Annotated in this window: 15 protein-coding genes and 1 tRNA gene; 11 read left to right on the top strand and 5 right to left on the bottom strand. The window is 40.9% G+C overall.

All coding sequences use genetic code 11. From position 1 onward, the window contains the following. Positions 1–183 precede the first annotated feature (183 nt). From D0T18_RS03555 to dnaG, 8 genes are all read left to right on the top strand, one after another. Positions 184–1149, top strand: a complete 966-nt coding sequence (locus D0T18_RS03555) for an ABC transporter permease (protein ID WP_033888459.1) — start codon at positions 184–186, stop codon at positions 1147–1149. A 50-nt stretch (positions 1150–1199) separates the two neighbouring features. Then, positions 1200–2075 carry an ABC transporter permease gene (locus D0T18_RS03550; RefSeq protein WP_420870292.1) on the top strand — a complete coding sequence of 292 codons (876 nt, stop codon included), beginning with the start codon at positions 1200–1202 and terminating at the stop codon, positions 2073–2075. Then, on the top strand, positions 2072–3754 hold the full coding sequence (locus D0T18_RS03545) for an ABC transporter ATP-binding protein (protein ID WP_116440489.1): 1683 nt from the start codon (positions 2072–2074) through the stop codon (positions 3752–3754). Before D0T18_RS03550 ends, D0T18_RS03545 begins: the two co-directional genes overlap by 4 nt. Positions 3755–3870: 116 nt before the next feature. Next, positions 3871–4365 carry an S-ribosylhomocysteine lyase gene (locus D0T18_RS03540; RefSeq protein WP_004118906.1) on the top strand — a complete coding sequence of 165 codons (495 nt, stop codon included), beginning with the start codon at positions 3871–3873 and terminating at the stop codon, positions 4363–4365. A gap of 54 nt (positions 4366–4419) precedes the next feature. Then, a complete protein-coding gene (locus tag D0T18_RS03535; RefSeq protein ID WP_103013833.1) occupies positions 4420–4959 on the top strand; it encodes a GNAT family N-acetyltransferase in 540 nt (179 codons plus the stop codon). A gap of 85 nt (positions 4960–5044) precedes the next feature. After that, positions 5045–6424, top strand: coding sequence for an alanine racemase (gene alr, locus D0T18_RS03530; protein WP_116440488.1), 1380 nt, complete (start codon positions 5045–5047; stop codon positions 6422–6424). A gap of 61 nt (positions 6425–6485) precedes the next feature. Further along, positions 6486–7769, top strand: a complete 1284-nt coding sequence (locus tag D0T18_RS03525; protein WP_116440487.1) for a deoxyguanosinetriphosphate triphosphohydrolase — start codon at positions 6486–6488, stop codon at positions 7767–7769. Continuing rightward, a complete protein-coding gene (dnaG, locus tag D0T18_RS03520) occupies positions 7763–9919 on the top strand; it encodes a DNA primase (protein ID WP_420870291.1) in 2157 nt (718 codons plus the stop codon). Before D0T18_RS03525 ends, dnaG begins: the two co-directional genes overlap by 7 nt. A gap of 100 nt (positions 9920–10019) precedes the next feature. Here dnaG and D0T18_RS03515 read toward each other — a convergent pair whose 3' ends face one another. After that, positions 10020–11771: an acetolactate synthase large subunit gene (locus tag D0T18_RS03515; protein WP_082915474.1), complete on the bottom strand. Its 1752-nt coding sequence runs from the start codon at positions 11769–11771 to the stop codon at positions 10020–10022. 255 nt (positions 11772–12026) lie between these two features. On the opposite strand from D0T18_RS03515, the gene D0T18_RS03510 reads away from it, so the two are divergent. The 3 genes from D0T18_RS03510 to D0T18_RS03500 all read left to right on the top strand — a co-directional run bounded on the left by D0T18_RS03510 (position 12027) and on the right by D0T18_RS03500 (position 15850). Then, positions 12027–13220: an SLC13 family permease gene (locus D0T18_RS03510; protein WP_116440486.1), complete on the top strand. Its 1194-nt coding sequence runs from the start codon at positions 12027–12029 to the stop codon at positions 13218–13220. A 79-nt stretch (positions 13221–13299) separates the two neighbouring features. Then, positions 13300–13372, top strand: a tRNA-Arg gene (locus D0T18_RS03505). A gap of 543 nt (positions 13373–13915) precedes the next feature. Beyond that, on the top strand, positions 13916–15850 hold the full coding sequence (locus tag D0T18_RS03500) for an SIR2 family protein (protein ID WP_103013835.1): 1935 nt from the start codon (positions 13916–13918) through the stop codon (positions 15848–15850). Between the two features lie 328 nt (positions 15851–16178). Here the strand turns inward: D0T18_RS03500 and D0T18_RS03495 are convergent, their stop codons facing one another. The 4 genes from D0T18_RS03495 to D0T18_RS03480 form a co-directional block, all read right to left on the bottom strand. After that, positions 16179–16583, bottom strand: a complete 405-nt coding sequence (locus D0T18_RS03495) for a Fur family transcriptional regulator (RefSeq protein ID WP_004106002.1) — start codon at positions 16581–16583, stop codon at positions 16179–16181. 20 nt (positions 16584–16603) lie between these two features. After that, a complete protein-coding gene (purK, locus tag D0T18_RS03490; RefSeq protein WP_004108378.1) occupies positions 16604–17776 on the bottom strand; it encodes a 5-(carboxyamino)imidazole ribonucleotide synthase in 1173 nt (390 codons plus the stop codon). After that, positions 17760–18224, bottom strand: a complete 465-nt coding sequence (gene purE, locus D0T18_RS03485; protein ID WP_004108375.1) for a 5-(carboxyamino)imidazole ribonucleotide mutase — start codon at positions 18222–18224, stop codon at positions 17760–17762. Before purE ends, purK begins: the two co-directional genes overlap by 17 nt. A gap of 113 nt (positions 18225–18337) precedes the next feature. Continuing rightward, entirely contained in the window at positions 18338–21001 is a 2664-nt protein-coding gene (locus D0T18_RS03480) for a bifunctional lysylphosphatidylglycerol flippase/synthetase MprF (protein ID WP_116440485.1), read from the bottom strand. Position 21002: the final 1 nt, after the last annotated feature.

Below are 21002 nucleotides of genomic sequence, written 5' to 3'. Positions count from 1 at the left end.
GAAATGAAACTGCGCGCGTGTCCGAAAACCACTAATCAGAGACACTCGCGCAGTATGTAATCTGCGTGAGTGTCCCAAAATGGGCAAAATAAGACACTCGCGCAGCGCGCAAACTGCACTAGTGTCCGAATTTGTGTATTTGTGGTGTGTTTCGACTAGAAGAACATAGAAAGTAGGCATTTTATGTTTCGTATGATTTGCTACAGAGTATTGCTGTTTCTTCTTGCTTTACTTGGCATTTCTGTAGTTATTTTCATATCGTTACGTGTACTTCCAGGCGATGTTGCGCAAGTTATGGCCGGCTTAAACGCTCCTCGCGGAAAAGTAGAGGAGCTTAGAGCAGAACTTGGTATTAATAAGCCACTTTTTACGCAGTATGTTGACTGGATTTGTGGTGTTTTCCGCGGTGACTTTGGCATGTCTATGTTGACTGGTCGTTCTGTAAGTTCAATTATTGCGATGCGTGCTTCTATTACTTTTCCGCTGATTCTTTTGGGTCTGTTTATTGCTTTAGTAGTTGGTATTTCACTTGGATGTTTGCAAATTACTCATGAAGGCAAACTTTCACAGGCAATTACGCGCTTTTTGGCTATTACAGCAGGCTCTGTTCCAGCATTATGGGGTTGCATGCTACTTATTTTGCTATTAGGACGCGGTATTGGCGTGTTCAGCTTGCTGCCAACTCAAGGTTTCCCTACAGATGGCTGGAGCGAATTTCCTGAAGCTTTTGCGTCTCTTCTTATTCCGGCTCTTACAGTCGGACTTATTGTTGGCTCTAGTTTTATGCGTTACACTGCTGCAACTGTTGAAAATATTGTTAAAAGTGAAGTAGCTTCTCAAGCTATGGCTTGCGGAATGACTCGCAAACAAGTTGTGTGGCGTGTTGGTTTGCGACTTGCTCTTCCTCAACTCGTATCTGTTATTGGTTTAACTTTCGCTCATATGGTTATGGGTGTGATGGTTATTGAAAACCTGTTTTCCTTACCTGGTATTGGTACGGGAATGGTTCGAGATGTTGGTTTGCGCGATCTAATTGCAGTGCAAGGTGAGCTTTTTATGCTTGCTGCATTGTTCTTGCTAATCGGCTTTGTAGTTGACATTACGCACCGACTACTTGATCCTAGGTTATCTAAAGATAGTTTGAATTAATTTCCTATTGTTGAATCTAACATGCGAATAAGGGAGTTTTTATGTGCAATATGTCTAAAAAAAGTATCAAAGTAAAATCTACTTTATGTAAGCGCGTATGGAATGCTACTTTCGGTAAATTTGTGTGTTTAACGTTTGCAATATGGTTTTTTGTTGCTTTGCTTTCGCTTTTATGGACTCCGTACTCACTTTTAGAAACTAACGGTTTTAAAGTATGGCAGAAGCCGTCTTTTTCGCATTGGCTTGGTACGGACGGCACTGGTTCGGATATGCTTAGTTGGCTTATGACAGGTTCAAGAATTGAGCTGATTCTCGTTTTTTCTACTGTTCTAGTTGCTGCTTGTGTTGGGTTTATTGTTTTGAGCTTTATGATTTCTAGTTCACAAATTGTTCGCACAATAAGCATTATGTCTGTTGACGCATTGATTTCTATTCCAACTGTTTTAATTGCGCTTATGCTTGCAGTTCCGTTTGGAGCTAGTGTTGTTGTGATTGTTATTGCTTGTGGAACTGGCTATGGCTTGAATTTAGCACGTATTGTACGACCTAGTGCGCAGCTTGCGTTGCAATCTGATTATGTGACTTCAGCTGTTTTGCAAGGTTCCTCGCGTAAATATGTTCTTATTCATCATGTTTTACCAAATATTATTCCTGTTGCATTTGTTGAGCTTTCTCTTTCTGCAGGAACTGTTATTTTGGCTGAAAGTGGCTTAACATACTTGGGTATTGGAGTTCCTGCTGGAGTTCCTAGCTGGGGGCGCGTGTTGGCTACTTCTGTTTCGTTAATTCACGTAAATCCTTTATCGGTTGTCTGGCCAGGTTTGATTGTGACTGTGGTTGTTGTTGCTCTTAATCTTTTTGGTGACGTATTGCGCAAAGTTTTAGATCCTTCATCAAAAAGTGCGAATAAAGTAGGGGAAAAATGAGCTTAAATATTCAAAATCTCACGCTAAAACTTGGCGGAAAACTAATTCTTGACAACGTATCAATTGAGATTTCTGACGGTGAGCGTGTTGGCTTAGTTGGTTCTTCTGGCTCTGGCAAATCTATGCTAATTCGAGCTATAACTGGATTATTGCCGTCAAATGCTGAAATTTCAGGCTCTTGTATGCTTGGCAATCTTCAAACAGTGAAAGCAAAAGATGAAAATTTAGCTTCTATTCGTGGAAAATACGTTGGTGTAGTATTTCAGCAAGCTAATAGAGCACTTAATCCAATGTTAAGCGTTGAAAAACAAATTTCTTTGCCTTTGCGAATACATTACAATCTAGATGATGACGATATTCACAATCGAGTATGCATGATGCTTGAAAAAGTAGGGTTGTCGAAAAATCTCGCATCTCAACGAACGTTTGAGCTTTCTGGAGGTCAACAGCAGCGAGTTGGTATTGCTACAGCTTTGATTACCTCTCCGCGTTTGATTTTGGCTGATGAGCCTACTACTGCGCTTGACTCGGTTACACAAAGTGAAGTTGTGCGAATGCTTGCTTCACTTGTAGATGATATGGGCGCTTCAATGCTTTTTGTAACGCACGATTTTTCTGTGCTTTCGCATGCTGCTAATCGTTGCTATGTGCTCGATTCTGGGCGTGTGGTCGATAGTGAAAATGTTAAGAATTTGCTTGATAATCCGCGTATTTCTTCTACTAAACAATTAGTGAGTGCTGCTAAAAAGTTGACTTTTAGAGCGCAAAATTTGGGTTCTAAAAATTTAGATTCTGCAAAAGTGGGTTCTGCAAATACTGGTTCTGCAAACGTTGATTCTGAAAACGCTGATTTTAAGAAATTTAATTCCCATATTGGCAACAGTGAAGAAAATTCGCTTATAAATGCAAAAAATATTCACGTTACTTTAGGTCGAGCAAAAACTCGTGCTGAAGTGTTAAGCGGTGTAGATTTAAATCTTAATATTGGCGAATCTTTGGCGATTATTGGCGGATCTGGTTCCGGCAAAACAACTCTTATACGCGCTATGTTGGGGCTTGAAACTCTTTGCGAAGGTAACGTTACTTATTGCGGTGAAATCGTAAATAATGCAAATTTATTAGAAGTAAATAAAAATGCTTGTACGCTTATGAGACGCGAATCGTCGCTTGTATTTCAGCATCCGTTTGCTGCATTGGATCCACACTGGACAGTTCAAAAAAGTGTTGCTGAGCCTCTTAGAATATGGCGAAAATCGCTTAAATTAGACGATGCAACTATTGAGCAGCGTGTTTGCGAAATGTTGAAATTAGTAGGCTTAAAGCCTGAAGATTTTTTGGAACGTCACCCTCACGAGCTTTCTGGTGGTCAAGCGCAATGTGTTTGTATTGCTCGCGCATTAATCAATAATCCTCGAGTTTTGCTTGCTGATGAGCCTATGAGTGCAATTGACGTTGCTGAAAGAACTCGCATTTTAGACGCTTTTGCGTCCATTCGCTCCGAGCGTAAAAGCATGTCATGCATATTTGTAAGTCATGATTTGGGTATGATTCGGCATTTAGCAACGCGAGTTATTGTTCTTAATGAAGGAAAAGTTGTGGAATGTGGCAGTGTAAATGATGTGCTCAATAATCCACAAAATGACTATACTCGTGCTCTTGTAAACGCAGCAATCATGTAAATAAATCTTTCAACTAATAAATCTTTCAACTAATTAGGCAACTACCGTCTACTATAGAAGTACTTAGTACGTAAAGAGTACGTTGTTTATTGTGTAGTTAAGCGAAGGGAATACTTATGAATAAGCAGGATGCGTCTAGACCTAGACCAGAAAGTTTTGAACTAGATCATACTAAAGTAAAAGCACCTTATGTGCGCTATATCAATACGCAAAAAGGTCCTAATGGGGATGTTATTTCCAACTATGATATTCGTTTAACGCAGCCTAATGAGGAAGCGATTCCTACTGCAGCTTTGCACACAATTGAGCATATGATTGCAGTGTTACTTCGCGAGCGTATTGATGGCTATATTGATTGCTCACCTTTTGGTTGCAGAACTGGTTTTCATCTGCTAACTTGGGGTGAACATAGCACAGAAGATGTGGCGCGCGCTTTAAAGGAATCTCTTGAGTTTATTGCGTTTAATGCCACCTGGGATGATGTTCCTGCAACAACTATTGAATCTTGCGGCAACTATAGAGACCACAGTTTATTTGGTGCTAGTCAATGGTGTAAAGATATTCTAGCGAAGGGAATTAGTTCGGATCCTTTTGAGCGCAAACTTGTGTAAGTAATAATTAGCTAATTTTGCGTAGTTTTATTTGCTTTCTTTTTAGAGGTTGACATGGAAGATATAACATTGAGAAAAGCAACTCTTGGTGACTTGCGAAATATTGAGCATATTTATGAAAATGCTCGCAAATTTATGCGTGTTACAGGCAATCCTCATCAGTGGGGGAATAGTTTTCCACTTGTTTCAAGTGTTATTGAGGATATTCGTTTAAAACGTTTCTATTTGATTGTTGACGAGGACCCAGAATCATGTAACGAGCGTATTCTAGCGCAATTCGCATTATGCGAAGGTGTTGATGAAGTGTATGCCAGTATTGACGGTGCGTGGCTTGATGATATTTCCCCCTATGTAACAATTCACCGCTTAGCATCTTCAGGAATAAAACCAAAAATGGCAACAGCGTGCTTGCATTGGGTGCAGCAAAACTATAATAATGTACGCATTGACACGCATCCAGATAACGTAATTATGCAAAAAGTAATTACGCGTGCAGGGTTTAGTCGTTGTGGGTTGGTTGTTATTCCAGATCGCGCACACAGTGCAGTACGTATTGCATACCAATGGTTGCAAACGCTTAATCATGTCATATGAATGCGCATGTGTTCTTAAAAAGCTTATAGAGAGTATGCAAAAGAGCATGTAGCATTAAAAGCATACTAAATCAGTTAGGTGAGTTATGAGTACAGATTTAAGTAATGCGGCAAGTAATAGTGCAAGTAATGCGGCAATGTTAGAAGCAAACTATGCTCGCGCGTTAAGCGTATATCCTGGGCAAGTAATTGTCGATTTGAAGGCGCTTCGAGACAATATGCGCACTTTGGTTGCGCGCGTTTCGCAAGATTTGCAGCCTGGTCAGAATGCGCCGGAAGTTATGGGAGTCGTAAAAGCAGACGGATACGGTCACGGGCTTATTCCTAGTGCGCTAGCAGCATTAGCTGGAGGTGCTACTTGGCTTGGCACAGCTCAACCGTACGAGGCGTTACGTTTGCGTGCAGCTGGTATTGATTCCAGCCGTTGCCATATTCTCACTTGGCTTACTAGTGCTCCAACTACGAGATTTGCAGATTTGATTACAGCAGATATCGATATTTCTGTAGGCTCTATTGACTCTCTTGATGCTGTAGCTTTTGCTGCACGTAATTTAGCAAAGTCTGCTCGCGTGCACGTAAAAGTCGATACTGGTTTTGGACGAAACGGTTTTACACCAGAAGGTTTTTGTGCCGCTCTAGAAAAATTGCAACAATACTCTAGTGAAGGCGTAATCGAGGTTATTGGCCAATGGAGTCACTTAGCTGTAGCAGATTCTCCTGACGTTCCAGAATTTGTAGATGCAACCGACCGGCAAATCCAACAATTCCACGAGTTTACGAAACGCATGAAAGAAGCATCGGTTGCTCCTAAAATCCGCCATTTAGCGAATACTGCTGCAACGCTTAACCGTCCTGAAATTCATTTTGAACTTGTTCGTCCAGGAATTGGTTTGTACGGATACGAGCCGGATCCTGCAATGGGAAATTCCCAAACCTACGGATTGCAACCAGCTATGACGCTTCAAGCGCAACTTGGCACTGTAAAAACTGTAGAAGAAGGGCATGGAATTTCCTACGGACGCACGTATTTAACTCCAAATAATACGAGTACTGCTATCGTGCCGCTTGGCTACGCTGACGGAATTTTGCGATCTGCTTCCGGATTCGATATGCAAGGTGCGCGTCATGTTAATAAGCCAGGCGGTCCGGTTAGAGTAGAAACAAAGAATGGTGCTCGAATTGTGAACGTTTCTGGGCGAGTTTGCATGGATCAGTTCATAGTCGATTTAAAAGGAGATGCTTCAGAGTTAGGCGTTCTGGAAGGCAATACTGTAACGCTTTTTGGACCTGGAAGAGGCGTGAAATTTGCCGAGCCTACTGCAGACGATTGGGCAGAAGCTGCAGGAACAATCAGCTACGAAATCATGACTGGAATTGGGCCTCGCGTGCCGCGGCTTTACCGCAACGCTTACGAAGTGCTATCTTCTAGCGATATTGCAAAACTGGACGCAAAAAGTCTTATATAACTTGTTACTGCTTGTTTTAGAAGGTTAAAATAGCCTTAATTGCAAATAAAAGAGGTGCTATATGTGCAACGAAGTAATTGCATCGGATAATGAGATCGTTGGCGAATACAATTTGCATGATACTGAGCGCTGGGCGAGTGAGCCTCATCACACTCGTGTGAGAACGCCTTTTGAACGAGATCGCGCGCGAATCATACACTCGTCTGCTCTTCGTCGATTGGGTGCAAAAAGCCAAGTTTTAGTCGCAGGCTCGGATGATTTTGCTCGCACTCGCTTGACACATACTTTGGAAGTTGCGCAAATTGGTAGGCAAATTGCAGCAATGCTTGGATGCGATCCAGATGTTGTTGATTGCGCTTGCTTATCGCACGACTTAGGGCACCCACCATTTGGCCATAACGGGGAACGCGCACTCGCAGAATTAGCGAAAAATATTGGTGGATTTGAAGGAAACGCACAAACTCTTCGCTTACTTACGCGCTTGGAACCGAAAGTTTTTCGTGAAAACGGCAGTAGTGCAGGAGTAAATCTTACGCGCGCAGCATTAGATGCTGCAGTGAAGTATCCGTGGGGATTAGAAGAAGCAAAAGCACACGATAAAGGCGAGCGTGATTTGAAATTCTGCGTATATCCGGATGATCGAGATGTGTTTGAATGGCTGAAAATTGGTGCTCCAAGCGAAGCAAAACCAATGGAATGTCAAATAATGGATCTTTCAGACGACATTGCTTACAGTGTGCACGATATTGAGGATGCGATTGTAACCGGCGCTTTTAACCCTGCTTTAGTTGCAGATTCAAAAGTTGTAGATGAAGTTATTGAAGAAACCCACGCATGGTATGGTGAACGTTGGGATGTAGATAAACTTTTGGATGCTTTGAAACGTTTGCGCTCGCTTCACATGTTTCCTAATTCTTTCAACGGTTCTCGTCGAGCACTAGCGCAGTTGAAAAATATTACTAGTGCTCTTATTGGTCGTTTTGCAAGCTCTGTTGAGCACGCTACGCGTGAGCGTTATGGCAACGGTCCGCTTGTTCGCTACCGAGCAAACCTTGTGATTCCGGAAAATACTTCCTACGAAATTGTGATGCTGAAAAGCTTAGCTGTGCACTTTATAATCGCCCCTCGAGAGCGTGAAGTTTATAAGCGCGAACAGAAAATTTTGACAGATTTAGTAGAAGTATTTATGAGCAAGTCGCCGCGCTCGCACGATGCAATGGAGGAAGTATTCGTGGGAGATTGGAACGAGTGCACTAACGATGATGAGCGTCTTCGTGTTGCAATCGACCAGGTGGCAAGTCTTACAGACGGTTCTGCTACAACTCTCCACGCGGCTTTGTGCTAACGAATCCACTAGGAGTTTCCAACACTGGCGAAGAAATTTACCACTCGCCGCAGATTTGCGATAAGCTAGATAGCATGGTTGGAATGATTGTGAAAGAAGACATTGAGCGCGTGCGCGCTGCGGCAGATTTGTATGACATTGTGTCTGCAACAGTGACGCTTAAGCCTTCCGGAACTGGCACTTTTGTAGGTCTTTGCCCATTCCACGATGAAAAAACGCCAAGTTTTAGTGTGCGACCAAGCTTGGGAGTATGGCACTGTTTCGGTTGCGGCGCTGGTGGTGATGTATTTAAGTACGTTGAGCAAAAAGAGAATATTGATTTTCGTGAAGCGGTCGAGTTTTTAGCAGATCGTTATCACATTGAGATGCATTATAAGCAGGAGCAAAATAATGATTCTCAAGCGCGCGGTTCTAAGCGAGCCAGGCTTTTAGAAGCAAATGAAGAAGCGCAAAAGTTTTTCGTTTCAAATCTCGGCACTAAAGAGGCAGCTCCTGCGCGCGAATTACTTGCAGGGCGAAACTTTACTCCGCAACAAAGTGCGCGTTTTTCTTGTGGTTACGCGCCTAAAGGCTGGGATAATTTAGTTAGATATTTGGCAAATAAAGGTTTTACGCGTCAAGAACTTCTTGATGCTGGTCTCGCTAGACTCGGTCAGCGCGGAATATATGACTATTTCCGCGGTCGCTTAACTTGGTCTATTCGCGACTCGACTGGTCGAACTCTTGGCTTTGGTGCAAGAAAGCTTTATGACGACGACTCCATTAGCGCAAAATATATTAACACTCCCGATACTGCACTGTATCGAAAAACGCAAGTTTTGTACGGAATTGACTTAGCTAAAGCAAATATTGTAAAAAAGCGTCAAGTTGTAATTGTCGAAGGCTACACGGACGTTATGGCATGCCATTTAGCTGGTATTGATACTGCAGTTGCAACTTGCGGAACTGCGTTTGGCGTTGAGCATGCAAAAATTGTGCGCCGCCTTATTGCAGACGATTCTTTGGGTGCAATTCAGCTTGTTGGTCCGCTGAAGGTAGATGGACAGTCTGTAAGTTCGCGCATCGTTTTTACTTTCGACGGTGATGCTGCAGGTCAAAAGGCTGCGCTACACGCTTTTGGTTTGGATTCTGCGTTTTTGACGCAAACTTTTGTTGCTGTAGCAGACAATAATCTCGATCCTTGCGATTTGCGTATTCAGCGCGGTGATGAGGCTGTGCGTTCGCTTGTTGCACATGCAAGTCCGCTATACGATTTCGTTATTGACACAGTAATTAATCGTTTTGAGACTTCGTACACTACTGGTCAAATGGGCGCTATAAAGGCTGTCGCTCCTCTTATTGCGCAAATTCGAGACCGTTCGCTGCTTGACTTGTATATGCGCAAAGCCGTGCGCTCAATTGGCGTTGATTTAGCTGTTATGCGCAATGAAGTTGAGTCTGCGCGTAGACGTTTGAAAGTGCGTGACGACGATGCTTATGCGCAAAAGCATAACGTTATTCCGCCTTTTGGTCAGCAAATTCATGACGATCGTAATGCAGGTTTTAAAGCTTCGCGCATGGAAATTATTAAAAGTTCTGCTAAAAATCAGCATTATTATCGTGTGGATGATGCTGTATTTATGTGCGAACAACAATTTATGGCGTTACTTTTGCAAGTTCCGCTTGCTTTTGATGAGAAATTGTTTGCGCAATTGACTTTGAATAATTTTATTACACCAGTATTTCGTACGCTGTTTCAGGCATTTGTAGCTGCAGGTGGATTGCCGGTTGGCAATGTTTCGCAAGGATTGTGGCTGCACATGATGACAAAAGCTGCAGGTCCTTTGCTTGAATCCGTTATTACAGAACTTTCTGTAATGCCGTTGCCGCTTCCTTCTCCTGCAGATACATTGGAAGATACCGGCAATCGACAAAATCAGCAAGTTTCGAACGGATCTCCTTCAGATTTTTTGCGGAAAGCTACGAGTGCAGAAAGTAAGTATGCAAACGAGCTGCTTATTCGCCTTCTTGATATCGGTTATATGCGTAGAATCGGTGCTGCTAGAGTGCGTATGGCGAAACTCAAGGATGGTCAGGAAAAGCTTGAGCTTCTAGGAAAAATTACTTCAATGGAAGCTGCTCGCAAAAACTTACAATCGCAAATCATGTAGCCTTTCATGCAATCTTTTGTACAAAACTGTACTAACAAACAAAAGACCACGTAATCTAGTGTGATTACGTAGCCTTTTGTCTGCAAAAATTTATTGAAACTCAGTTACTAAAGTCAATATCGCCGAGCTTTTCAATAAGCTTCATATTCTCGCTGTAATCGACTGGGCAAGAAATCACATCGACACCGTTTTCCTGATCCAGCGCTTCACGCAACATGTTGTACAAATCCTCCGGCTTTTTAACAGCATGACCGCGCGCGCCAAAGCTTTCAGCCAGTTTTGGCACATCCGGATTATGGAAATCAACGTATTCGTGCTCGCCTGCATGAAGCTCCATCTTCCACTTAATTAAGCCATAAGCGTTATCTTCCCAAACAAGAACTACCATTCGGCTGCCAACGCGCACTGCAGTTTCAATTTCCTGCACGTTCATCATAAAGCTTCCGTCGCCCATCACAGCCAAAACCGGTTTCGCGTTCATTTTGCCGGAATTATCTCGAATAAACGAAGCTCCAACAGCGCCCGGAAGTGTCCAAGCCATAGTAGAAAGGCTGTTGTCGATTATGCAAGTATTCGGGTGCATAGTTGGGTACAAGCGAGCCATCCACATTTTCAAAGCGCCCGTATCTACAAGCACCTTCGTTCCTTCAGGAACAGCGCGGCGAATATCGTAAACTACGCGCTGAGGTTTCATTGGCATACTTTCGTCGTTTTCGCAAGAATGTAATTCTTCCGTAAGAAGTTGTCGAATACGAGGGTGACTTACGTCGAAAGTAATTTTGCGATCCTTTAATACCGAAGTAAGAGTTTTAAGCGTTTGGCCAATATTCGCCATAATGTTCAGCGCAGTAGGGTAGTGCGCGTCGGTATCTTCCACAAAAGTATTGATGTGAATAATAGTTTTATCAATATTCGGGTTGATTTTCTTAGGATCAAATTGTTGAATTGAAAAACCTACGGCAATAATCAAATCAGCCGTGTCAAAAGCGAAGTTTTCGTAGTCGCGATGCATAAATCCAACGACTCCAAGCGCATTCGGATGATTATCTGGGAAAACGCCTTTTCCTTCAAAAGTAGTTGCGACCGGCACGTTAAGCTGCTCGGCAAACGCAAGAAGCTGATTTTCTGCGTGAGATCGCGCAACACCATTTCCAGCTAAAATAATAGGCTGCTTTGCTTTACTAATAATTTGAGCAGCTTCTTCAATAGTGTCGGGCGCTGGCATAATATGCAGAGGATGAGGAAGTGGAAGAGGTTTTGCGTCGTCAGGTGCTGGCATTTCGCTAATATCTTCCGGAATAACAAGGCACGTGGCTCCCGGACGGTTGCGACCGGCAATAGAGAAAGCTTTTCTGACCATTTCCGGCGCAGATTCTGGAGCAAGCATCATAGAAGACCATTGCGTAATCGGTTGGAAGAGCGCAACCAAATCAATAATTTGGTGAGATTCCTTATAAAGCCTAGAAACATTACCTTGTGCGCAAATCGCTACAAGCGGTGTAGTGCTTGCGTTTGCTTGAGCTACAGGAAGCGTTAAATTCAATGCGCCAGGACCTAGAGTTGCCAAGCATACGCCCGGTTTTCCAGTAATATGAGCGTATGTTGCTGCCATAAAACCGGCACCCTGCTCGTGGCGAGTAAGCACAAAACGAATGCGTCCATCGCGCTCAATTGCTTCAAGAAGCGGAATATTTTCCTCACCTGGAATACCGAATACTGCTTCAACGCCTTCGTTTACCAAGCATTCAACAACTAAATCTGCAGTATTGCGCTTGTGGTTTTCACGAAGATGCTTTTGACGAGCAAGTTTTTGTTCAAGCTTCTGATCTTCTGTTTTGTTTATTTCTGCCATAATTCGCTTCTTGTGTAGACAACAAATTCTTTGTTTTAATATGATATACGCAATCTTGTCTTTAAACGCAATTTTTGCGATGCGCGTGTCATAAAAAAGGGCGGAATTTTGTGTTAGCTACTTTAGGCTAAATCACGCTATTAATAGTTGCTAATTTATTGTTATTGCAACGATTTTGTCGGGAATTTAACCTGATTGTAGGACTGGGTTTCTAGTACAATAGAACCATTGTGTCTATTGCGTTACGGAGGAATGATGAAGCGCTGGCTGTTGAATGTGGTCAAGTGTGAAACCATTCTTATTGTTGCCGCAATTTTAGCGGTTATTTCCTGTTTTTTGGTACCTCCAGATCCGCAATATTTGAGTTATATTCATCTCAACACTATTTCGCAATTAGTGTGTCTTATGATGGTTGTGTGCGGATTCCAGCGCATTGGCGTGTTTCGATCTATTGGTGCGCGTCTGTTAAGGCATGTACGCACTGAGCGCGGCTTGGTGCTTGTGCTTATGTCGTTAACATTCTTTTCGGCAATGTGGATTACGAACGACGTTGCTCTCGTAACTTTTGTGCCTTTTGCACTATCTGTGCTCGTAATGGCGAATGCTGAAAAGCAGTCAATTCTTGTAATTACGCTTATGACTATTGGTGCCAATGTTGGAAGTATGCTCACTCCTATTGGCAATGCTCACAATCTGTATTTAAAGGCGTTGACTCATATGTCTACGCAAGATTTTTTGAAGATTATGGCGCCTTATACGATTACAGCAGCACTGTTGATGATCGTATTTGCATTCGTATTCTTTAAGTCGCGCACAGTTGACCAGTTTGCAGGTTTGCATGGTGACGATATTGAACAAAGCGTGTTGGCTCCTTCGCATGGTCATCCGCAGCCTGATGAAATTCGTGTTATGGGTTACGGCATGAATTTTACTCGCTGGCGTGTTGCTGTTTATAGTTTGCTGTTTGTCGTTTGCTTGTGTGGTGTTAGTGGATGGATTCCTGACTGGATTATGGTGCTTATTATGGTTGCAGCTTTTCTTGTTTGCGACCGCCACGTATTCCGTGTTTTAGATTGGGCTTTGCCACTCACGTTTATTATGTTCTTTGTTTTTATTGGCAATATGCGCCGAGTTTCTGGATTTAGCGATCTTGCGCAAATGTGGGTTGGTGCGCATCCGATGGAAGTTTCTATTGCTTCAAGCCAATTTATTAGTAATGTACCAACGACAATTCTGCTTTCTGGATTCTGTGATCAGTGGAAGCTTCTTATTATTGGCACGAATCTTGGTGGAATGGGTACTTTGATTGCTTCTATGGCTTCGCTTATTTCTTATAAGGGAATTACGCACCAGTATTCGCATTACCGTGGGCGTTATTTGCTCACGTATACTATTGTCAATGTGTTCTTTCTTGCAGTGTTGATGTCACTTGCGTGGATTATTGAATAACAATTTTTATATAAACGTTTGATATTTATAATTTTATGGCGCGTTGATAACAGTTTTTTGGTATAATAACCATTTGTTTGCCTCTGTAGCTCAAAGGATAGAGCAACGGCCTTCTAATCCGTTGGTTGCGCGTTCGAGTCGCGTCGGGGGCACGATGAAATCTTGAAATAGCATAGTGCATTTCAAGATTTTTCAGAGTGCCTAGCTTGCTTATGGTTGAAAGCACTGTGTGCTTTCAACGCAAGCTTAGTCTGCCTTATCGGACATTTTGTGGAACATTTGCCGGGGATTTTCCGACATTTTTCTTTACAACGCTGTAAAGTTTCTGTCGCTTTTCGCAGATTTGGAAAACATTTTTCCTAGCGGCGAATGTGCAGAAAACAGATTCGATTACAGCAAAACGCTTGCATTACAAGGTCTAAGACAAGATTTTTTACACACCTTTGGTTTATAACCGAGCTTGGGCTATAACTCCAAAAGTGTGTAAAGCTGAGCTTCTGGATATTCTGTGTTATAAGGCACAGCCCAAACATTGTTGTAATACATATATAAATATATAAACTTTTGCGAAAAATAAAGTAGTGAGTATAATTCACGTTTTAGATATGTAACATTGAAGTTTTTATAGATTTTGTATTCTTCATAAAAATTAAAATATTTAGATTATTGTCAAAATTTTCTCAAAGGAGATTGTGATGGTGAATGATATCGTATTTGAAGATAGTAATAAAAAAGATAAAGAAGAATTGCTTGATTGTTTGATGAAAGAAAGAGGTTTATTTTTTACTGGATCAGGAATCAGCATTGAATCTGGGGTTGCAAAAGTTGATGATGTCTTACAACATACTTGTGATAAATTCTTGATGGAATTTGATAAATGTGGTTGGTGTGTCCCACAAAAAGAAATGTCTCGTAAAGATTATATTTGTAAAATAGTTCAACCAGAGCTATTTTATTCAGTACTACTGGAATGTACAGGGGATGACCGTGTTTTAGAAATGTGGAATTGTCTTAAAAAAGATCATTTCACGAAGGACTATGAACCGCAACCAAATATAATACATTATTTCATAGTAGCTTATTCATATTTTGCAAAGGTTCCAATTTTTACCATGAATTATGATAAAATGTTCGAATCATCTTGCGAAAAGCTTAGACTGCCCCATCTTGTTTATGTTGATTGTCCAACTGATGAATCACTTGAATCACAAGTAGTAATCTGTAAATTGCATGGAAATTTAAGAGAAAATTCAGGGAATATAGTAACAAAAGATGATATTGCAACAACAATGCCAGGTATTTCCAAAAAAAGCGATTTTGCAGATTATGTAAAAAGTAATATTAAGACGCATGACGTGTGTATTTGGGGATATAGCGGAAGAGATGTGGATTATTTTCCGATTTTGCGAAATAGTCATTATGAGGACAGAAAATTTTTCTGGACGGTTGGAAATCCTAAAGAATCTGAAATTGATAAGCTAACAGAAGAAAATGCTTCATCATTGCATAATGTAGTCAAGATAACAGGATATCCATCCAATATGAAAGATGAGTTGATGAATGTGTTATCAACTTTTGATGGCGGCAGTGATATTGTTGATCATATTCGTGAACTAACTAAGGACAGCTCAGTTTCTACAGAAGAAAAAGAAAAATTTTTAAAAGAAATTGAGTCAAACATTGATGCGAAAAATATATCTTTTAATAAAGAAATATTCTGGATGTTGCTTTTGCAAAGAACTGGGCAAAATAAAGATTTGAAATGTATGATTGAAAAGTTGTCTGAAAAATACGATGATGATGATTGTAATTCATTAACTAGTAAAGAAAGAATTATATTGCTAAAAGCGAGGATTTCCCTTGCAAGAGAAAGTGCGGATTTTGATAAATATCGTCAACTTGCGAAAGAACTAAAGAAAACAGCAAAGAAATACGGATTGTCATCTATAGACAGGCGCCAATATTTAGCAGATTCAAAAATCGAATATGTGTCTTCGTTGCAAATGCGTGTTCCATCGAGCCTTTCTTTAAAAGTTCCGTTATTAAGAAGAAAATACGGTTTATTGCTTTTAGTTAGGATTCGTTTTGCACTTGTGAATAGCATGTTTATTCGTGATGAAGAATTGTATAAGAGTAACGAAGTCATTGCACAAGAATGTGAACTTAGGTCTTTGGCAATAGACTGTAAAATTCCATTTTTAAAGAAACGTGCAAAAAGAAAACTTAGAAGTTTATTGGCAAGAGCTAAGGCTATAGGTAATCACGCAACAATAATTGGAGCTTGTAAGTATCTCTGCAGATTATATCCATACAATAAAGATGAGTATGAGCACATGGTTAAAATCGTTGGAACTATAGGAAGTGATTTGAGTGCATTGTCTATCATTTATAGGGATGAAGATGTCAATAAATCTTTAGAAGAAGCTAAGAAAAATGATAATACTTTGAACATCGTGAAAGCTATTTTTAAAAAGAAGTCTCTTATAAATGATTGTACGGATTTGACAATTAGTGATGAAGAAAAAGAATTGCTATTTAATTCCATCAAAAAGATTACTCCAAAAAGTTTGAAGAAAACGCTTTTGCACATAGGAAAACGAGAGGGTTTATTTTTAAAAAATAGCAAGTAAAAGTCATATACAAAATTTAAGTTGAATGCAACAGAATATAATAAGCTACAAAAGCATAGTTTCAATAAAATTGAGGATTATTTGTTTATTAATAAAATTAAAAAATGAATATGTGGAATAAAGGGTGATGTGAGAGTACTCATCTGCGCCAGTAACGACAAGAACGTAAAAATACGTTATTCGCGCAGAACGTAATCTGCAGGAGTAACGAAAGAACGGTATTGAGTGTTACTTGTGCAGTACGCTGACTGCGTCAGTAACGAAAAAACGTCATTGAGCGTTACTAGCGCAGAAACCAACCTGTACGTGTCTTAAAGACGCGTACAGGTTACTTATCTTCTTCGCGGCAGCTTTCGCATAAGCCAAATACTTCTAGCGTATGATCCACCACAGTGTACCCGTGAGATTCAGCTACTTTATGAATCCATCCTTCGTCGTCAGGCGGCTCAATGTCGACGGTTTTTCCGCAACGTTCGCACACTAAATGATGGTGATGAGTATTTTCATCGCAAATACGGAATAATTGCTGTCCATTAAAGCGCACGGTATCTACTTCGCCGCTTTGAGTTAAAGAATTAAGTTGACGATACACTGTTGCTAAGCCAATAATCTCCCCGTCTTTGGCGAGTATTCGGTGCAAATCTTGTGCAGAAACAAAATTACGAGACTCGCGTAAGTAGGAGAGTACTATTTCTTTTTGTTTTGTATGTCTACGCATAGGCTCACTAGACATTTCGCATCCTTTCGTCGTTTTTAGTCTAGCTCGTCGTCCCAGCAGCCTGTTGCATCTAATGCTGCAGCAGCGTCAACAGGATTATCGCATAGCACAGTAATATGACCCATTTTGCGATTCTTACGAACTTCAGCTTTTCCATAATCATGTATATGCCATTCTGGATGTTCCAAAATCAGCGAACGTGTAGGAGCCACATGTTGCCCAAGAACATTTACCATAACAGCAGGGGAAAGTAGCTTAGGCTTCTTTAAAGGCCAACCAACAATACCGCGAATATGTGCTTCAAATTGATCCATATCGCAAGCTTCAATCGTATAATGCCCGGAATTGTGAGGGCGAGGAGCAAGTTCGTTTACTACTACGCGATTATCTTTAGTGATGAAAAGCTCGATTCCTAATGTTCCTGCTAGTTCGAATCCTTTAGCTAAGCGCAAAGCTAATTCGTGAGCTGTTTTTTCAACTTCAGGATCAACTACTGCAGGAGCTAAAGTCATGTGCAAAATACTATTGTGATGCACGTTTTTTACTAGAGGATAAGTTACGAAATCCTTACCATTTCCAGAAACCAAGATTGATGCTTCAAAAGCAAAATCGACGAAACCCTCGAGAATTGAAGGAGGGAATTTTCCTCCGCGATCCGAGCGATGGTGAATGTTAGCAACGTCTTCTTCTGTGCGCAAAACATCTTGACCATGACCGTCGTAGCCGCCGCGACGAGTTTTAAGAATTGCTGGCAAGCCTATTTCGTCAATAGCAGCATCTAAGTCGTCCAAATTATTTACTTCACGCCACGGAGCTGTTTCGATTTTATGACTATTAATGAACGTTTTTTCACTGACGCGATCTTGAGTTACGCGTAACAGGTCAGTTCCTTGTGGGATTGCGGTTAAATGACGAACTTTATCAAGTGCGTCTGCGTTAACATTTTCAAATTCGTAGGTTAATACATCGCAACGTTCAGCAAGCTCACGCAAGCCTTCAGGATCGTCGTAATTAGCTTCAACCTGCAAATCTGCTACTTGGAACACAGGGCAGTCAAGCGTAGGGTCAAGAACACCAATACGAAAACCCATATGGCGAGCTGCAATAGCCATCATGCGCCCTAACTGGCCGCCGCCAATAATTCCAATAGTGGATCCTGGCATTAAACGTTCAACAGCGCCATTAGTTACTTCAGATAAGGTTGGCATTTGATTCCTCGACTTTTTCTTTTAGCTCATTGCGATATTCTGCTAGTTCTTTAGCAAGACGATTATCAGTTGTACTTAGAATACTTACAGCAAGCAATCCAGCATTTGTCGCACCAGAGTTTCCAACTGCAGTAGTTGCAACAGGAATACCTCCTGGCATTTGTACTATTGAAAGCAATGAATCCCAGCCTGATAGCGCATGCGAGCGTACTGGCACTCCAATAACAGGAAGCGTGGTTTGTGCCGCAATCATGCCAGGCAAGTGGGCGGCTCCGCCGGCTCCAGCAATAATAATGTGGAAACCGTTTGAGCGAGCATTATGCGCAAAATCTGCCATTAATTCCGGTGTACGATGTGCGGAAATAACTCGTTTCATATACGGAACTTGGAATTTATCTAGAATTTCACAAGCATGACGCATGGTTTCCCAATCACTTGAGGATCCCATTACGACAGCGACGGTTGGCTTTACTTCTGACACGATGAACCTCCCTGACGTGCACTTGTTACTTTACGCAACACTAGGGAGAACTCGCCGAAGTTTATCTAAAACTTAACAAATTATTTGTTCGCTTCATTGCTTTTTGGTCGCAACGATTTTACCATTTCTAGTATTTGTTTAGGATTAGCTTCCGGTAAATAGGCGTGAGTTACAGCTAGTGAAATCTGAGCTAATTTTGCAGAATCCATATAGCAAACATATACGGAACTTGCGGATGGCTGGAATTTTTTCTTGAAGAAATATAGCGATTTGAACCCATAAGCTGGTTCCAAAATGTCAGACATCATTTCTAGCGCATGATTAATAACGTTAGAAGATTTTTGACCATTTTCGTTCAATATGTCTTCGTTTATGCCAGCTAGAGGTGCTGCAGAAAGGCTCATAAATTCTACAGAACAGTCTGGGTTTTCTAATCCTTCATCTCTTAAACGTTCTGCCATTCTAGCAATTAATAATTCCATAATCCCATTAGGACTATCTGTGCGGTGACGCATAAAATCAAGTGTCCAACCAATAATTCGATTATTTCTATACGTTGGCATCCAGCTTGTTACTCCAAGTACCCTGCCGTCTTCATTAATAGCGTATAAAATTTTGACGCGGCTATCTTGAAGTTCGTCAAGTCCTCCGAGAGTAAATTTCATTTCTGGAAGAGCTTTTAACTCTGCCCATTCTTCTGAAATTTCTACAATTTGTTGCCGTACGTCCCAAGAGGCTTCGTTATAAGTTGTAAGTACGTCGGCAATTCCATCTCGTTTTGCTTTGTTTATAGCTGTACGAATATCTTGCCATTTTTTCCCTCGCGTCTGCCAAGTATTAGGGTCTACTAGCATGTCTGTTCCGACTTTAATAGAAGTAAATCCAAGTTTTTCTAGTTCTTGACGCGTTTTATCGTGCACAGCATAGAATGCTGGAGACCACGAATTTTGTTCGCAGAATTTAATAAATCCTCGAATATCTTGTGAATACTCTTTTTCATCTCCAAAAGGCTCTGTAAGAGTGAGTGCAATACCGTAATTTAGTCTATAGGCAATTGCAGATTGCCTGCTTTGAGAGAACCAATAATGGTTATTCGCCCAAGTCGTCATAAAGCTCATTGTGTTTCCACCAAGTTCTACTAATGAGCTTGCTTTTTTTCTATCGTTTTCGCTTGTAGAGATGCTGCTGCGGAACCACGTAAAGCAGACAATAAACAATATTGTCCAGAATATCACGCCCACGCTTTGTGCTAGTAAAGAAGATAGGGGTGTTTCAGTGCGAAGCATTGCGTTAGATCTGTTTCCAAATCCCATAGGCATCCAGCGCCCTGGTAAATCTCGCAATAAGTGGTAAATATCAGCAGATGGAGTAAATTCTTCAGGTATCATAAGACCAAAAGCAACATATCCAGCACCAGTTATATACAATGCTATAAAAATTGCTATTAGTCCCAAACGTGCCTGTAGTTTGCTCGTATGAACAGAAAAATGCTTTAAATTAATTATCAACAAAATAGTAAGCAATAATGGTGGGAGAGCGGTAAGCATAAAAGCAACAGCAACAGCATTATGTTGATGTTCCAAAATATTTTGTTTTGTGGCAATTAAAGGCAAAACAGTGAAATACATTCCTGCATATAGCACAGTCAGTGCGTTTATAAATATAGAAGTTAATGCAGCTAGTCTACGCCCTCGTAACATTCCCCACGCAATAATCATCAGTGTGATGCTTGGTAATAGAATGCGAATCCATAATTCGCCAATTGCAGCGTGATGTAGACCTGAATGAAGAAAACAATTATTTGTGCTGTAATTTGTCATGCATCGCGTAAGCCATGTCTTAGAGCCTAGTTGCGGTGACATAAACAAACCAAGAGTAGTAAGAATTCCTGCGTGAGAGCGCGAAGATAATGCCAACACTGGACCTAATGCAATAATGCTCTGAGCTACTGCAAAAAGCCTACGAATTTCGTAATCTGTACCTTCCCACCAGTTTACACTTCGTTTAACGCCTTTTGTTTTGCTCATAATATTGCCGATGATGTGTCCTGTAAGGGCTGCAATAATAGTGCAATAATCGCCTGGATTTCCACTATAAAGAAGCATTGCTGAAGTAGTAGCGTATCCAATTACTAAAGTTCTTCTGCGCCACAAAATAGATTCGTAAGATGCAGAAGCCATAAAAGCGCCAATAAACAGTGTGAATGGAGATAGTCGAATAGGAATCTTGGTAATCCAATGCATGTTTCGAATAATGATTGAAAGATTACCTATGATTGTTAATCCTACAATTATGCCAACAAGTGTGCTAAATATTGCAATATAAATAATATTAAGTCTACTTATACGAGTTTCTGCAACGCCAATAAGTACGGCAACAAGTAAACAATTAACCATAAGAGATGGCATATTATTTACGAAAATAAGCGAATGGCACACTTTTATCAGCAGCTCTGTGACGTTTCCGTGCCCGAAGAATAGGCTTGGACCTTTTGAATGATGATGTCGCATAAACAATTGTGCAAGAGTAGCGCTTGTGCCATAAGTATAAAAATGCATAAGTGCTAATACGAGCCAGTGTATGCAATTTATAACAATAAAAATGCATGTAAGCGTTAATGCAAAAACTTTATGTTGCATCCAGGTTATGAAATCGTGCATCAATATTTTTGTATGCCGAATTGCTGAATGTTTAGAATCAGAATCATTTTTCTTACAACGTTTATGAAAGAAAGACAGCATCATA

The organism is Gardnerella swidsinskii, assembly GCF_003397705.1.
Lineage (GTDB): Bacteria > Actinomycetota > Actinomycetes > Actinomycetales > Bifidobacteriaceae > Bifidobacterium > Bifidobacterium swidsinskii.
Note: the sequence above shows the minus strand (reverse complement) of the source record. Positions and strands in the feature narration are given on the sequence as shown.

What these genes read in the sequence shown, in the direction of transcription:
- D0T18_RS03525 (WP_116440487.1), top strand. Translation starts at nt 6,486, where the DNA reads ATGTGCAACGAAGTAATTGCATCGGATAATGAGATCGTTGGCGAATAC.
- D0T18_RS03535 (WP_103013833.1), top strand. Translation starts at nt 4,420, where the DNA reads ATGGAAGATATAACATTGAGAAAAGCAACTCTTGGTGACTTGCGAAAT.
- D0T18_RS03495 (WP_004106002.1), bottom strand. Translation starts at nt 16,583, where the DNA reads ATGTCTAGTGAGCCTATGCGTAGACATACAAAACAAAAAGAAATAGTA.
- D0T18_RS03500 (WP_103013835.1), top strand. Translation starts at nt 13,916, where the DNA reads ATGGTGAATGATATCGTATTTGAAGATAGTAATAAAAAAGATAAAGAA.
- D0T18_RS03550 (WP_420870292.1), top strand. Translation starts at nt 1,200, where the DNA reads ATGTCTAAAAAAAGTATCAAAGTAAAATCTACTTTATGTAAGCGCGTA.
- D0T18_RS03555 (WP_033888459.1), top strand. Translation starts at nt 184, where the DNA reads ATGTTTCGTATGATTTGCTACAGAGTATTGCTGTTTCTTCTTGCTTTA.
- D0T18_RS03515 (WP_082915474.1), bottom strand. Translation starts at nt 11,771, where the DNA reads ATGGCAGAAATAAACAAAACAGAAGATCAGAAGCTTGAACAAAAACTT.
- D0T18_RS03510 (WP_116440486.1), top strand. Translation starts at nt 12,027, where the DNA reads ATGAAGCGCTGGCTGTTGAATGTGGTCAAGTGTGAAACCATTCTTATT.
- D0T18_RS03480 (WP_116440485.1), bottom strand. Translation starts at nt 21,001, where the DNA reads ATGATGCTGTCTTTCTTTCATAAACGTTGTAAGAAAAATGATTCTGAT.
- D0T18_RS03545 (WP_116440489.1), top strand. Translation starts at nt 2,072, where the DNA reads ATGAGCTTAAATATTCAAAATCTCACGCTAAAACTTGGCGGAAAACTA.
- alr (WP_116440488.1), top strand. Translation starts at nt 5,045, where the DNA reads ATGAGTACAGATTTAAGTAATGCGGCAAGTAATAGTGCAAGTAATGCG.
- D0T18_RS03540 (WP_004118906.1), top strand. Translation starts at nt 3,871, where the DNA reads ATGAATAAGCAGGATGCGTCTAGACCTAGACCAGAAAGTTTTGAACTA.
- purE (WP_004108375.1), bottom strand. Translation starts at nt 18,224, where the DNA reads ATGGGATCCTCAAGTGATTGGGAAACCATGCGTCATGCTTGTGAAATT.
- purK (WP_004108378.1), bottom strand. Translation starts at nt 17,776, where the DNA reads ATGCCAACCTTATCTGAAGTAACTAATGGCGCTGTTGAACGTTTAATG.